Source organism: Oceanobacter antarcticus (genome assembly GCF_044962685.1).
Classification (GTDB): Bacteria; Pseudomonadota; Gammaproteobacteria; order Pseudomonadales; family Oceanobacteraceae; genus Oceanobacter; species Oceanobacter antarcticus.
This window is the reverse complement of record NZ_JBBKTX010000015.1, coordinates 26049-39555: the sequence shown is the minus strand read 5'-3', so window position 1 is coordinate 39555 and position 13507 is coordinate 26049. Positions and strand designations below refer to the sequence as shown.

General features: G+C 52.3%; 14 protein-coding genes and 2 tRNA genes. 15 read left to right on the top strand and 1 reads right to left on the bottom strand.

Annotated features, from left to right (window positions below):
* Positions 1-98 precede the first annotated feature (98 nt).
* Complete coding sequence (locus tag WG929_RS12875; protein ID WP_369854818.1) at positions 99-1001, bottom strand: DMT family transporter; 903 nt, start codon at positions 999-1001, stop codon at positions 99-101.
* Between the two features lie 295 nt (positions 1002-1296).
* Here WG929_RS12875 and clpB point away from each other — a divergent pair, with 295 nt between their 5' ends.
* The 15 genes from clpB (at position 1297) to nadA (ending at position 13450) form a co-directional block, all read left to right on the top strand.
* Entirely contained in the window at positions 1297-3900 is a 2604-nt protein-coding gene (clpB, locus tag WG929_RS12870; protein WP_416206346.1) for an ATP-dependent chaperone ClpB, read from the top strand.
* A 188-nt stretch (positions 3901-4088) separates the two neighbouring features.
* Positions 4089-4526, top strand: a complete 438-nt coding sequence (locus WG929_RS12865; protein ID WP_416206345.1) for a protease complex subunit PrcB family protein — start codon at positions 4089-4091, stop codon at positions 4524-4526.
* A gap of 8 nt (positions 4527-4534) precedes the next feature.
* On the top strand, positions 4535-5065 hold the full coding sequence (gene ruvC, locus WG929_RS12860; protein ID WP_416206344.1) for a crossover junction endodeoxyribonuclease RuvC: 531 nt from the start codon (positions 4535-4537) through the stop codon (positions 5063-5065).
* An 81-nt stretch (positions 5066-5146) separates the two neighbouring features.
* Complete coding sequence (gene ruvA / locus WG929_RS12855; protein ID WP_416206343.1) at positions 5147-5758, top strand: Holliday junction branch migration protein RuvA; 612 nt, start codon at positions 5147-5149, stop codon at positions 5756-5758.
* Positions 5755-6786: a Holliday junction branch migration DNA helicase RuvB gene (gene ruvB / locus WG929_RS12850; protein ID WP_369854813.1), complete on the top strand. Its 1032-nt coding sequence runs from the start codon at positions 5755-5757 to the stop codon at positions 6784-6786. The genes ruvA and ruvB overlap by 4 nt, the downstream gene beginning before the upstream one ends.
* Positions 6773-7198, top strand: coding sequence for a tol-pal system-associated acyl-CoA thioesterase (gene ybgC / locus WG929_RS12845; RefSeq protein ID WP_416206342.1), 426 nt, complete (start codon positions 6773-6775; stop codon positions 7196-7198). The genes ruvB and ybgC overlap by 14 nt, the downstream gene beginning before the upstream one ends.
* A gap of 24 nt (positions 7199-7222) precedes the next feature.
* Complete coding sequence (gene tolQ / locus WG929_RS12840) at positions 7223-7933, top strand: protein TolQ (protein WP_416206341.1); 711 nt, start codon at positions 7223-7225, stop codon at positions 7931-7933.
* On the top strand, positions 7933-8382 hold the full coding sequence (tolR, locus tag WG929_RS12835) for a protein TolR (protein ID WP_416206340.1): 450 nt from the start codon (positions 7933-7935) through the stop codon (positions 8380-8382). Before tolQ ends, tolR begins: the two co-directional genes overlap by 1 nt.
* Positions 8379-9260 carry a cell envelope integrity protein TolA gene (tolA, locus tag WG929_RS12830; protein ID WP_416206339.1) on the top strand — a complete coding sequence of 294 codons (882 nt, stop codon included), beginning with the start codon at positions 8379-8381 and terminating at the stop codon, positions 9258-9260. The genes tolR and tolA overlap by 4 nt, the downstream gene beginning before the upstream one ends.
* Entirely contained in the window at positions 9254-10534 is a 1281-nt protein-coding gene (tolB, locus tag WG929_RS12825; RefSeq protein WP_416206338.1) for a Tol-Pal system beta propeller repeat protein TolB, read from the top strand. Before tolA ends, tolB begins: the two co-directional genes overlap by 7 nt.
* A 36-nt stretch (positions 10535-10570) precedes the next feature.
* Positions 10571-11146 carry a peptidoglycan-associated lipoprotein Pal gene (gene pal, locus WG929_RS12820; protein WP_369854807.1) on the top strand — a complete coding sequence of 192 codons (576 nt, stop codon included), beginning with the start codon at positions 10571-10573 and terminating at the stop codon, positions 11144-11146.
* Between the two features lie 83 nt (positions 11147-11229).
* Positions 11230-11913 carry a tol-pal system protein YbgF gene (gene ybgF / locus WG929_RS12815; RefSeq protein WP_416206337.1) on the top strand — a complete coding sequence of 228 codons (684 nt, stop codon included), beginning with the start codon at positions 11230-11232 and terminating at the stop codon, positions 11911-11913.
* A 58-nt stretch (positions 11914-11971) separates the two neighbouring features.
* A tRNA-Lys gene (locus WG929_RS12810) sits at positions 11972-12047 on the top strand.
* Positions 12048-12204: 157 nt separating this feature from the next.
* Positions 12205-12280 (top strand) — tRNA-Lys (locus WG929_RS12805).
* A gap of 135 nt (positions 12281-12415) precedes the next feature.
* Positions 12416-13450 (top strand): quinolinate synthase NadA, encoded by a 1035-nt coding sequence (gene nadA / locus WG929_RS12800; RefSeq protein ID WP_369854805.1) that lies wholly within the window; start codon positions 12416-12418, stop codon positions 13448-13450.
* Positions 13451-13507: the final 57 nt, after the last annotated feature.

Here is a 13507-nt window from a genome sequence, read left to right as displayed (position 1 = left end):
GAATTGACACTCATTCGACACCTGCCAGGCAGTTTGTCAGCGAATCAGTGCATTCTGGCGGCCATTAACATCCTGTTGGCTGATTATCGCAGGGTCGTTTACAGGCCATTATCCTGCGGCGTTACGCCGTCGCTGGCATTGGGAGTGCTACGGCGACGGGGTTGCCAGAGATTGACCACCCCGGCGAGGATAATCAAGGTTGCGCCTGCTGCGGTTGTCCAGCCGGGAATTTCATCCCAGAACCACCAACCCATCAAGGCCCCATAAATAACGGCGCTGTAAACATAGACGCCGACCTTACCCGTCGGTGCTGTGCGGTAAGCCTTGGTCAATGCCAGCTGACCCGTCGTGGCGACGACGCCCATAGCTGCGAGCCATAACCAGGCATCGGTGGGAACCGGGTGCCAATTCAGCAGTGCGGCTGGCAGGGATACCAGACTGGCGATCAGGCCAAAATAGAAAACGATCCGTTGGCTGGATTCCGTCACCGACATTCGGCGGATGGTGACTTTGGCCAGCGCTGCCAGCGCGGCCCCCAACAGACCGATCAGTGCCGCAAAGGTAAAGGCACTGTCGGCACCCGGCCGCAAGATAACAGCAACGCCGGAAAATCCGATCAGCAGTGCCAGCCAGCTAAATTTGCCCGCAGGTTCTTTTAACCACCACCAGGCCAGTAACGGCATGAAAAAGGGGCTCGACAGTTTGACAAGAAAGGCTTCTGTCAGGGGCATATTGCCCAGTGCCCAGAAATAACAGTACATCGCAGCAACACCGACAAGGCCGCGCATCAGGTGCCAGTGCCAGACTTGAGTCTTCAGACTGCCAATGCCGGTATTGAGAATCAGTGGTGCCAGCACAATCAGCCCAAGCAGATTGCGGAAAAACACCACTTGCTCGGTGGAAAGGTCTTCTGACAGGTGTTTGATTAACGCGCCCATAATGGCCAGCAGGGCTTCTCCAACGAGCAAATACAGTGCTCCGATACGCAGTTCGCGACTCACGGTGGTGAAATTCCTTTAAATTACTTGAAATGACTCAATATTGGACGTGGAGTGCAGGAGTATCGTTTATTTGCACCGACCGCGATTGTTGCTATGTGGGCAGTATACGGTTCGGCGATGAATATTGCTCAGGATCAATAAAGTAACTATTAGATTTTCTTGGTTTTATCCTTTACTACTTGAAATTTATTCATTCAGTCGCCATTTAGGTGGTAGTGATTAATTAGTACAACAGTTGCGAGTGCCTGCCTGGTTGGGCTGGTGTTTGCCGGTATTTCCAGAGGAGAAACTCAGTATGCGTATGGATCGTTTAACTACCAGTTTGCAAAACGCATTGGCAGAAAGCCAAAGCCTGGCGCTGGGCCAGGATCACAATCAGATAGACACTGTCCATTTGTTACTGGCATTGCTACAGCAGGCCAATAGTTCAATCAAGGATGTCATTCGTCGTGTCGGCAGTAATGTGCCGCAGTTGGAGCAGGCTTTACAAAGGGTGTTGTTGGATCAGCCACGGGTAAGCAACCCTGACGGGCAAATCCAGATTTCACCGGAGCTGGGGCGGTTGTTGAACCTCACTGAAAAAGCCGCTCAGAAGCAGGGTGATCAATACGTCTCCAGCGAAATTTTCTTGCTGGTGGCGTTGGAAGACAAGGGTGCTGCTGGTAATGCGCTGAAGGCGGCGGGTCTCGATAAGGACAAGGTCAGCAAAGCGATTGAAGATATGCGAGGTGGTGAGTCCGTGCGTGACGCCAATGCCGAGGACAGCCGTCAAGGGCTGGAAAAATACTGTATCGACCTGACCGAACGGGCAGAAGCGGGCAAGCTGGATCCGGTGATTGGTCGTGATGACGAAATTCGCCGCACTATTCAGGTATTGCAGCGCCGAACCAAAAACAATCCGGTATTAATTGGTGCTCCTGGCGTCGGTAAAACCGCCGTGGTGGAAGGTCTGGCGCAGCGTATTGTGAATGGTGAAGTACCGGATACCCTCAAGAACAAGCGCATTTTGTCGTTGGATATGGGCGCGCTGGTGGCGGGTGCCAAGTATCGGGGTGAGTTTGAGGAACGGTTGAAAGGCGTATTGAAAGATGTCGCCAAGGAAGAAGGCCGCATCGTACTCTTTATCGATGAGTTACATACCATGGTGGGGGCTGGCAAGGGCGAAGGCTCAATGGATGCTGGCAATATGCTCAAGCCAGCGCTGGCTCGTGGTGAGCTGCATTGTGTGGGAGCGACCACGCTGGATGAATATCGGGAATTTATCGAAAAGGACGCTGCCCTGGAGCGCCGCTTCCAGAAGATTCTGGTGGATGAGCCTTCCGTTGAAGATACCATCGCGATTTTACGTGGTCTCAAAGAACGCTACGAGGTTCATCACGGCGTACAAATTACCGACAGTGCCATTATCGCTGCGGCAAAACTATCGACCCGTTACATTGCCGATCGGCAATTACCCGACAAGGCGATTGACCTGATTGATGAGGCCGCATCGGTGATTCGAATGGAAATCGATTCCAAGCCCCAGGAAATGGACAAACTGGAACGTCGCCTGATTCAGCTCAAGATTGAACGCGAGGCTCTGCGTAAAGAAAAGGACGAAGCGGCGAAAAAACGCTTGAGCGACCTGAATGAAGAAATCAATAAATCCGGTCGTGCCTATGTCGAGCTGGAAGATGTCTGGAAACAGGAAAAATCCTTGCTGGAAGGGGCATCAAAATCCAAGGAGTTACTGGAGCAGGCACGGATTGAGCTGGATGCTGCTCGTCGTAGCGGTGATTTACAACGTATGTCGGAGCTGCAATATGGCCGTATTCCAGAGTTGGAAAAACAGCTAGCCAGTGCCAACGAAGCCGAAGCTAATGGCTCACAAGAGTTTACCCTGCTGCGCAATAAAGTGACGGAAGACGAAATCGCCGAAGTGGTTTCGCGCTGGACTGGTGTTCCGGTGAACCGGATGCTGGAAGGGGAGCGGGAAAAACTGCTGCGTATGGAAGACGTCCTGCACGAATCGGTCGTCGGTCAGGATCAGGCTATCAAGGCGGTTGCCAATGCCGTACGTCGTTCCCGTGCCGGTCTGTCTGATCCGAATCGCCCCAATGGCTCTTTCCTGTTTCTTGGCCCTACCGGGGTGGGCAAGACCGAGTTGTGCAAGGCACTGGCAACCTTTCTGTTTGATAGCAAGGACGCCATGGTGCGCATCGATATGTCGGAATATATGGAGAAGCACTCCGTCTCCCGCCTGATCGGTGCACCTCCTGGCTATGTGGGTTATGAAGAAGGTGGTCATCTAACCGAAGCGGTGCGGCGCAAGCCCTACTCGGTAATCTTGCTCGACGAAGTCGAGAAGGCGCATCCGGATGTCTTTAATATCTTGTTGCAAGTACTGGATGATGGCCAGCTGACCGATGGTCATGGGCGCCGGGTTAATTTCAAGAATACTGTGTTGGTGATGACCTCGAACCTGGGATCTGATGTGATTCAGACCCTGTTCGCCGACCAACCTTATGAAGGCATGCGGGATGCGGTCATGGAAATCGTTGGTAACCACTTCCGGCCGGAATTTATCAACCGTATTGACGAGGCGGTGGTGTTCCATCCACTCATGAAAGATCAGATCCGTGGCATTGCCGATATTCAGCTGCAACTGTTGCGTGATCGCTTGAGCGAGCGTGATCTGGCGCTGGAGCTCAGTGATACCGCCATCACCAAGCTGGTGGATATTGGTTATGATCCAGTATTTGGTGCTCGTCCTCTAAAGCGTGCGATTCAGCGCTGGATTGAAAACCCGTTGGCGCAAGATATTCTCTCAGGCAAATTTATGCCCGGAGATACCATTGTGGCGGATGTGGTTTATCAGGATGATGGAGAGTCGACTCTCGGATTCAGTGCACGGCACTAACGGTATTAAATGGTAACAATGGCGTAAGCTATTTGAGCGTCAATCCGACTGGCGGCCTGAAGGGGCCGCTTTTTTTATGGGAGCTGGTTCCGCATGTTATCTTTTGTGTCTGTATGATAATCATCGGGATGTTGTCGTGACGTATTAATGTTGCGTTACCGGTCACAAGGGATCTGGAGGAAATTGTTATGAATCCAAGCACGGAAAATCAATGGCTGGCGAATTCGTGTCGGCTACTGGCTATCGTTGCCACGTTGTTATTGGGTGCCTGTGCATCAGTCGCCGGTTCAGTTGTTGATCTTGGCAGTAGTCGTGCCGAGCACAGTCTTCATTGCGGGATGCCGGCCGGAGTCACACTGAAGGATGATGGCAGTCAGGTAGTGATTGCTCTGGGTCAGCGCCCAACGCCAGGTTACCAGGTGATGCTTGATCAAAGTGAAATGATGGATGGTGTGGTTCTGATTCGCTTTCATGAACAACAACCACAGCAAGGCATGGCGGTGGCGCAGGTCATGACGTCTCCCTGTATGGTGTTGACGTTGCCGGAGGAGTGGCAATCGATGCGGGTCAGTAGCAGCGACTCTGGTGGTGTTTGGCAATTTTATAATCCGGCTAACCCCCGTTAGGAGCTGGTTTGGCAATTATATTGGGTATAGACCCCGGTTCCCGTGTGACCGGTTTTGGTGTGATTAACGCGATTGGCCAGCGGGTGGAGTACATCACCAGTGGCTGTATTCGGTGTGATGACGGCGAGATGCCGCAGCGGCTGCAGACCATTTTTACTTCCGTTAACGAATTGATTGAAACCTGGTCGCCACAGCAGTTTGCAATCGAGCAGGTATTTATGGGTAAAAATGCGGCTTCGGCACTGAAACTCGGTCAGGCTCGTGGTGTGGCCATGGTGGCGGCGGCGCTGCAGCAATTACCGGTGGCTGAATACGCACCACGAGCCATCAAAATGGCGGTGACTGGTACGGGGGGGGCCGAGAAAGAACAAGTCCAGCACATGGTTCAGACATTATTAAAACTTCCTGGGCGTCCTCAGGCCGATGCCGCCGATGCGTTGGCCATCGCACTTTGCCATGCGTTTACCGCCGCCAGTCTGGTCGCCCAGGCCGGTGCGCGCGGCAGCCGCAGAGGGCGTCCTCTCAACTTTCCGGGTTGACCCCGCCGGGGCTTTGGCAGGACTGTTGAGCAGTGCTTGGCTTTGCTGGTAGTCTAGGCCGTTTTCCGCGCAGGTACCGCTATGATTGGTCGTTTACAGGGCATTGTGCTCGAAAAATCCGCCCCGGATTTGCTGATTGATGTCAATGGCGTTGGTTATGAGGTTCAGGCGCCACTGACAACTTTTGCGGTGCTTGGCCGTATTGGTGAATCCGCCGTTTTATATACCCATTTGGCGATCCGGGAAGATGCCCATCAGCTGTATGGCTTTAGTGATAAAAGCCAGCGTTCGCTGTTCCGTACCCTGATCAAGGTCAGCGGCGTTGGCCCCAAGCTGGCACTGGCCATCTTGTCTGGCATGGATGTGAACGCGTTCGCAATGTGTGTTCATAATGAAGATATTACTGCCCTGACTCGACTGCCTGGCGTTGGTAAAAAAACGGCGGAACGCCTGGTTGTGGAAATGCGCGATCGGCTGAAAGAATGGCAGACACCAGCGCCTCTGTGGCAAGCCGCCGATCATGCTGAGCAGGCTTCCGCAGATCAAGTACTGCTGGAGGCTGAGTCGGCGCTGGTATCTCTGGGATACAAGCCAACAGAGGCGGCCCGGATGTTAAATAAAATCGCTGATCAGGCCTCGACCTCTGAAGAGCTGATTCGTCTGGCGCTTAAAAACAGTCTGGGTAACACATGATAGAAACGGATCGTTTTATCAGCCCCGTCTCTGCTCCGGGGGAAGAACATCAGGATCGGGCCATCCGTCCCAAAACACTCGAAGACTATATTGGTCAGCCGGTTGTACGGGAGCAGATGGAAATATTTATTGGCGCTGCCCGTGCCCGTAATGAAGCACTTGATCATACTCTGGTGTTTGGTCCGCCAGGGTTGGGAAAAACCACCCTGGCCAATATTATCGCGGTTGAAATGGGGGCTGCGATCAAGTCAACCTCCGGGCCAGTATTGGAAAAAGCCGGTGATCTGGCAGCAATGTTAACCAATCTCGAAGCCGGAGATGTACTGTTTATTGATGAGATTCATCGCTTGAATCCGGCGGTAGAAGAAGTGCTTTATCCGGCGATGGAAGACTATCAGCTCGATATTATGGTAGGGGAGGGGCCGGCTGCCCGTTCCATCAAGATTGAATTGCCTCCTTTTACGCTGGTGGGCGCGACGACTCGGGCAGGTTTGTTGACCTCGCCACTGCGGGATCGGTTTGGAATCGTCCAGCGGCTGGAATTTTATAATGAGGACGACCTCAGCTATATCGTCAGTCGCTCCGGGTTGTTATTGGGGTTAGAGGTTGACAGTGCGGGTGCGCGTGAGATTGCCCGTCGTGCCAGAGGCACTCCACGGATTGCCAATCGGTTATTACGCCGGGTACGGGATTACGCCCAGGTGAAGGGTGACGGTACGGTGGATCTGGCGTGTGCGGATGCCGCATTGAATATGTTGAATGTTGATGCCCAAGGGTTCGACCACATGGATCGCCGCCTGTTACTGACCCTGATGGAAAAGTACGACGGCGGCCCGGCCGGTGTCGACAGCCTCGCGGCATCGATAGGCGAGGAGCGGGATACCATTGAAGATGTGTTGGAACCCTATCTGATGCAGCAAGGCTATATTACCCGCACGCCACGCGGTCGCATGGCGACTCGGCTGGCATATCTGCATTTTGGTTTGCAACTGCCGACACGATTTGGACAACAAGATGACCCGGTTTGATTGGCCTGTGCGTATTTACATTGAAGACACGGATGCTGGCGGCATTGTCTACTACGCCAATTATCTGCGTTATATGGAGCGTGCCCGTACCGAATGGCTGCGGGCAATGGCTATTGGTCAGGAAGTATTACGACAGCAGGGCATCCTGTTTGTGGTTACCGCCGTTGAGGTCAAATACCGCAAGCCTGCCAGGCTGGACGATGAACTGAATGTCTCGGTTCAGGTCGATAACGTTGGCAAGGCCCGTTTACATATGTCGCATCAGGTCAGTCGTATCAACCAGTCTGGTGACCATGAGCTGTTGGTTGAGGCAGGGGTCGTTGTGGCCGCCATGAATATCGAAGGCAGGCCAGTGGCCTTACCACCAATCATTACAACCAGACTGCAGGATCATCAATCCAGCAGTCGCTAAACTAACGGATGTCAGGGAGTAGCAGTGAACGAATCCATGTCCATTTTCAGCCTGGTTGCCAGTGCCAGTATCGTTGTGCAATTGGTAATGCTGCTGCTGTTAGCCGCATCGGTCGGCAGTTGGGTAGTGATTTTTCAGCGCAGCCGATTGTTATCGTCCAGTCGCGCCCAGTTGCTGGATTTTGAGGATCGTTTCTGGTCTGGTGTTGACCTCAACGATCTGTATCGGGAATGTCAGGCGCAAGAGACCACCAGCATGATCGAAAACGTATTTATGGCTGGTCTGAAGGAATTTGGCAAAATGCGTCAGCAGAATACCCACGACCCGGATGCTATGATCCAAGGCTGTCAGCGTGCCATGCGGATTGCCATTACCCGTGAATCGGAAGCATTGGATGCGCATCTGCCGATGCTGGCCACCGTCGGCTCCACCAGTCCGTATATCGGCCTGTTTGGTACGGTGTGGGGTATTATGAGTGCGTTCCACGGCCTGGCATCGGTCAAGCAGGCGACAATTGCTACGGTTGCACCGGGTATTTCCGAAGCGTTGGTCGCCACGGCGATGGGGTTGTTAGCGGCGATTCCGGCGGTTATTTTCTACAATCGTTTTGCCTCGCGGGTCGATCATCTGACCACTGGTATGCACACCTTTGCCGATGAATTTTCCTCGTTGCTGTATCGTCAGGCATTACGCTTGAAACAAGGGGCCAAGCCTGCGGCAAGCGGAGAAAAATAATGGAGCCAATGCAGCCCCCTGCCGCGAAACGACGTCCTATCGCAGAAATCAATGTCGTGCCTTACATCGATGTGATGCTGGTGCTGTTGGTCATTTTTATGGTGACGGCCCCCATGCTGGTGCAAAGTGTCCAGGTTAATTTGCCTCGGGTTGATTCAGCCCCTGTCGAAATTGAACCCGACGACAACACCATCATTGTCTCGGTTAACCAGCAAGGCGTGTATTTTATCGAGCGTGATGATGATCAGCCCGCTGCCATGACGCTGATTCAGGTGCAGGATTACATTACCAAGGTAAAAGCCGAGGTACCCACTACCCGTGTGATGATCCGGGGCGATGAACGGGTTGCTTATGGCAAGGTTGTTCGGCTAATGGGTGGTTTGCAAGTGGCAGGTATCGCCGATGTGGGTTTGATTACGGAATCTCCTGATCCGGAAGTGACCGAGTGAAGCAGTGGTTCAAACCTTCATCTTACCCCTTGCCTGTCGTGTTGGCTGTTGTGTTGCACGGGGTCGTGGCCGGTTTGTTCCTGCTGGAATTGCCAGACGATACTCGTCATATTCGTCCACCCGTACCCAAACATATTATTGCCAATGTCGTCGAGACAGAAAACCGTGCGGTGCAGCAACGCCAGCAGCAACAGGATAAAAAACAGCAGCAGGCGTTGCAGGACGCCCAGCGCCGCAAGCAGCAGGCAGAAGCTGAGCTAAAGAAAAAACAAGCGGCAGACAAAGCAAAAAAACAGCGTGAAGCAGACGCGCTGGCATTAAAACAACAGCAGCAAGCTGACAAGATCAGGCAGGAAAAAGCACAGCAACTACAAGAGCAGCAAGCAGAGGCCGCCGCCAGGGCAAAAATAGATGCTGAAGCAAAAGCAGCAAAGGCTGCGAAAGAAAAAGCCGCTGCTGATGCTCTCCGTGAGCAGCAGTCACGTGCGGATGAGCAGCAATTGATGGAGCAGCTGGCAACCGAACAGGCTGCTCAGGAAATGCAGCAACGGCAAGAAAATGAGCGCCGTGCCAAAGTCGAAGCAGAGCTGGAAGCCGATTTTGTTACCCAACTCAGAGAGAAAGTAGAACGCAGCTGGCTTTATCCGCCAGCGGTCAAACCGGAGCAGCAAGTGACGGTGCGTATTAATCTGGTGCCGACCGGAGAAGTGATCAGCGTTGTCGTTATCAAGGGCAGCGGCAATACGGCGCTGGATCGTTCGGTTGAGCAAGCAGTACTAAAGGCATCACCGCTGCCGGTTCCCAAAGACGTTCATGTATTTGAACGCAGTTTCCGAACACTCACCATGGTTTTCAGACCGGAGAATGCAACGTGGTAAAACAATGGATCAGCGCACTGGTGCTGTTTATGCTCGCAGGGTTGGCACAGGCCGAGTTAGTTATCGAGGTTACCCAGGGGAAACAATCGGCTATTCCTGTGGCAGTGGTGCCTTTTGAGTGGAGTGGTGCGGGGGCGTTGCCGGAAGACATCAGCGGTATCGTCGCCAATGATCTGGGCAGCAGCGGCTATTTCAAGGTATTGCCTGTTGCCAATATGATCAGTCAGCCAACCACTCTTGAGGCGGTCGCTTATAGTGACTGGCGCAATTTGCGCCAGGATTTTGTCGTAATTGGCCGTATTTCAATGGATGAAAGCGGATATACAATGGAATTCCATGTTCTGGATGTCCACCAGAAAGTAGAGTTATTGCGCCACCGAGTTAAAGGTAAGGCAAACCAGTTACGGGATATCGCTCATTATATCAGCGATTATGTGTTTGAAAAATTGACGGGTATTCCGGGCGTGTTTTCCACCCGGCTTATCTATGTGACGACCAATCGCGAGCGCAGTCGTTTTAATCTGAATTATGCCGACGCTGACGGTGCCAGAGAGCAGCTTATTTTTACTTCCAAGGATCCGATTATCTCTCCTGCTTGGGCGCCGGATGGTAAGACGGTTGCTTACGTATCGTTCGAAAGTGGTCGCAGTGCCATTTATTTCCAGGAGCTGGCAACCGGTAAGCGAGAACTGGTGCTCAAGATGGAGGGCTCAACCAGTGCGCCGGCGTTTTCACCGGATGGTACCCGACTGGCATTTGTTCGATCGAGCCTTGGCAATCCTGATATTTATGTGATGGACCTGGGCAGCCGCAAGATTGAACGATTGACCACTCATTATGCGATTGACACCGAACCCCAGTGGATGGCGGATAATCGCCACCTGGTATTTACATCCAATCGCGCCGGCGGGCCGCAGATATATCAACTGGACGCCAGTAACAAAGCCGTCAAGCGACTGACATATGAAGGGAATTATAATGCCCGAGCCAGAGTCACGGATGACGGCAGAAAACTGATTTACGTACATCGTGAGGGCGAGAACTTCCATATTGCTTCCCAGGATCTGGATTCGGGACAAGTTCATATTCTGACAACAGAGACCGACCTTGATGAGTCGCCCAGTGTTGCACCTAATGGAAGTATGGTAATTTATGCAGCCAGTGAAGCAGATCGCAGCATATTGGCCGCAGTGTCTGTGGATGGTGAAGTTAAATTTCGATTACCGTCGAAATATGGCGACGTCAGAGAACCTGCGTGGTCACCGATTTTTTAAAAAACTAAAATCATCAAGTGGAGTGGGAAGACAGTTATGCAAATAAATGCATTGTACAAGGCTTTGGGTTTGACTCTGGGCGCACTGCTGGTCGCTGCATGTTCAAGCACTGGTGAAATCAATGAAGGCGAGTCCAGCGAGACTGTAACCAAGGCCGAAGAAGTTACCACTGAAGTAACAGAGGCGGTTGAGGAAACCAGCACTACTGCGGTTGATACTTCTGCCGTCAGTGGTGAGTCTCTGGAATCCCGGATGACGGAAGCCGAAGCAGCACTGCTTGAGCAGACTGTGTTCTACTTTGATTTCGATCAGAGCACGATCAAGAGTGATAGCAAGGCTGCCTTGAAAGTTCACGCTGCCTACCTGGCTGCCAACAGCTCTGCCCGTGTTGTTCTGGAAGGTCATGCTGACGAACGCGGTACCGTAGAGTACAACCTGGCCCTGGGTGAGCGTCGTGCTATGGCTGTGCGTCGTTTCCTGTTGGCAAATGGTGCCAGTGCCAGCCAGCTGGAAGTCGTCAGCTTTGGCGAAGAACGCCCGGTTGTTATGGGTCACAGCGAATCCAGCTGGGCCAAGAACCGTCGTGTTGAAGTGAAATACCAGAGCCGTTAATGAAATCACTGTACTTCCTTTGTGCTCTGACACTGGGTGTTAGCGTACAAGCGGAGGAGTGGGTTTCAGTAGGAGCTGCCCCTGTGGCAGCTCCTGCGGCATCAACTGCTTCCGTTTCCCAGCCTGCATATCCCCCCTCTTCCCTGAATGACTCTCCTACGGATACTTCTCCGGAACTGGTCAACGAGTTGTTGATGCAGGTTGAACAAATGCAGCAGGAAATCGCTGAACTGCGTGGGCAAATTGAACAGCAGGGTAATGAATTACGCCAGCTGAAGCGGGATGGAGATAATCGTTATCTGGATTTGGATCGGCGAATCGTTTATTTGACGACAGAGGTTGATAAAAAACCGGTATCGCTCTCTGAAACGCCACGGGCGTCTGCTCAGGACGCTTATAACCAGGCAATGACTCTGGTGCGAGACAAGCAGTTCGAACAGGCTAATCAGGTGTTCGGCAATTTTGTCAAACAGTATCCTGAGGATGCTCTGGTGGCGAATGCCTGGTACTGGAATGGCGAGGTGTATCTGGTGCGGGGAGAATACCCGTCGGCACTGGAAAGTTTTCGTACAGTGATCGATCATTTTCCTGATCACGGCAAAGCAGCCGATGCGACTTACAAGTATGCGGTAACCTTGCACAAGTCGGGGGATGTCGAAGCGGCCCGGCATTGGCTGGAGACGATCAGGGAGCGTTATGCAACCTCTTCTCCCGGAACGGTACGTCAGGCCGAGGCATATTTGAAAAAAATGGCGTCGACAAAGTAAATATTCATCAAAAAGACTTGTCACGTCGATAAATATAAGTATTATATGCGCCTCCTTCGGGTCGTTAGCTCAGCTGGTAGAGCAGTTGGCTTTTAACCAATTGGTCGCTGGTTCGAATCCAGCACGACCCACCACTTAAAATTCGGCGTCAGCTTGTAGTTGCCCCAGGCAATAATGAACTGAGAATGAATGAAGCCTGTGCCAGAGTTTCTTCAATCGTTAAATTTAAAGTGGGGTAACTTACTGAAAAGGTTGACAATTTATACCTGATCAGTACAATGCGAAGGTATCGGGTCGTTAGCTCAGCTGGTAGAGCAGTTGGCTTTTAACCAATTGGTCGCTGGTTCGAATCCAGCACGACCCACCAATTCCTGAAAAGGGAGAAAGCTTTGCTTTCTCCCTTTTTTATTGGCGATTTACTCAAACGCAGTGGCCCATTGCCTGCATTTCTGCTGTGTTACACTTGGCCCTGTTTGTACTCCGACTGGTATCCGAGAATCCTATGTCCCAGGCAGCTGAACAAGAACAACGACATATTGTCCAGGATTTCTGGGCAGCTCCCGAAGCGCCGCTTGATGCTGATCAGATCGCTCATTACAGAGAGCAAATCCGTTTGCTACTGAAGCGTGAAGACGCTGTTCTTGTTGCCCATTATTATACCGATCCAACAATCCAGGCTTTGGCGGAAGAAACCGGAGGTTGCGTTTCTGACTCCCTTGAAATGGCTCGTTTTGGTGCTAATCATCCGGCCAGTACGTTGGTTGTTGCTGGGGTACGTTTCATGGGGGAGACTGCCAAGGTACTCAGCCCTGAAAAACGGGTGTTGATGCCGACCTTGGAAGCTACTTGTTCATTGGATCTCGGCTGCCCTGTGGATGAATTTACCGCTTTTTGTGACCAACACCCGGATCGTACGGTTGTGGTGTATGCCAATACGTCAGCGGCAGTAAAGGCCCGTGCCGATTGGGTTGTGACCTCCAGTATTGCTCTGGATGTTGTTAGTTATTTACACGGCAAGGGTGAAAAGCTGATCTGGGCACCTGATCGTCATCTCGGGGATTATGTGCGCCGACAAACCGGTGCGGATATGATTCTCTGGGACAGCGAGTGTATTGTTCACGATGAATTCAAGGCTAAAGGGTTGCAGGACTTGCGGCTGGTTTATCCGGATGCTGCGATCTTGGTACACCCGGAATCCCCCCATTCTGTGATTGAGTTGGCCGATGCCGTGGGTTCTACCAGTCAATTGATCAAGGCGGCGGTGGAGTTGCCTAATCCGGTGCTGATTGTTGCGACTGATAAGGCTATTTTCTACAAGATGCAGCAGGCCGTGCCTGACAAATTATTGGTTGAGGCGCCGACTTCGGGTAACGGCGCAACTTGTCGCAGCTGTGCTCACTGCCCCTGGATGGCGATGAATGGCCTGCGTAATATTGCCAGTGTCTTGGATGATGGCAGTCAGGAAATTTTTGTGGCTGAGCCACTTCGGGTCGGGGCGATTCGCAGCTTGCAGCGCATGCTGGACTTTAAGGCCTAACAGGTTGCTGGCATTGAGCTGGTTACCTACTGGGCACCTCTATAAATGACAGCGATC

Bases quoted from the DNA above. Each gene is read 5' to 3' on its own strand.
- clpB (WP_416206346.1), top strand. From the start codon at position 1,297: ATGCGTATGGATCGTTTAACTACCAGTTTGCAAAACGCATTGGCAGAA.
- WG929_RS12865 (WP_416206345.1), top strand. From the start codon at position 4,089: ATGAATCCAAGCACGGAAAATCAATGGCTGGCGAATTCGTGTCGGCTA.
- ruvA (WP_416206343.1), top strand. From the start codon at position 5,147: ATGATTGGTCGTTTACAGGGCATTGTGCTCGAAAAATCCGCCCCGGAT.
- ruvB (WP_369854813.1), top strand. From the start codon at position 5,755: ATGATAGAAACGGATCGTTTTATCAGCCCCGTCTCTGCTCCGGGGGAA.
- ybgC (WP_416206342.1), top strand. From the start codon at position 6,773: ATGACCCGGTTTGATTGGCCTGTGCGTATTTACATTGAAGACACGGAT.
- tolR (WP_416206340.1), top strand. From the start codon at position 7,933: ATGGAGCCAATGCAGCCCCCTGCCGCGAAACGACGTCCTATCGCAGAA.
- pal (WP_369854807.1), top strand. From the start codon at position 10,571: ATGCAAATAAATGCATTGTACAAGGCTTTGGGTTTGACTCTGGGCGCA.
- nadA (WP_369854805.1), top strand. From the start codon at position 12,416: ATGTCCCAGGCAGCTGAACAAGAACAACGACATATTGTCCAGGATTTC.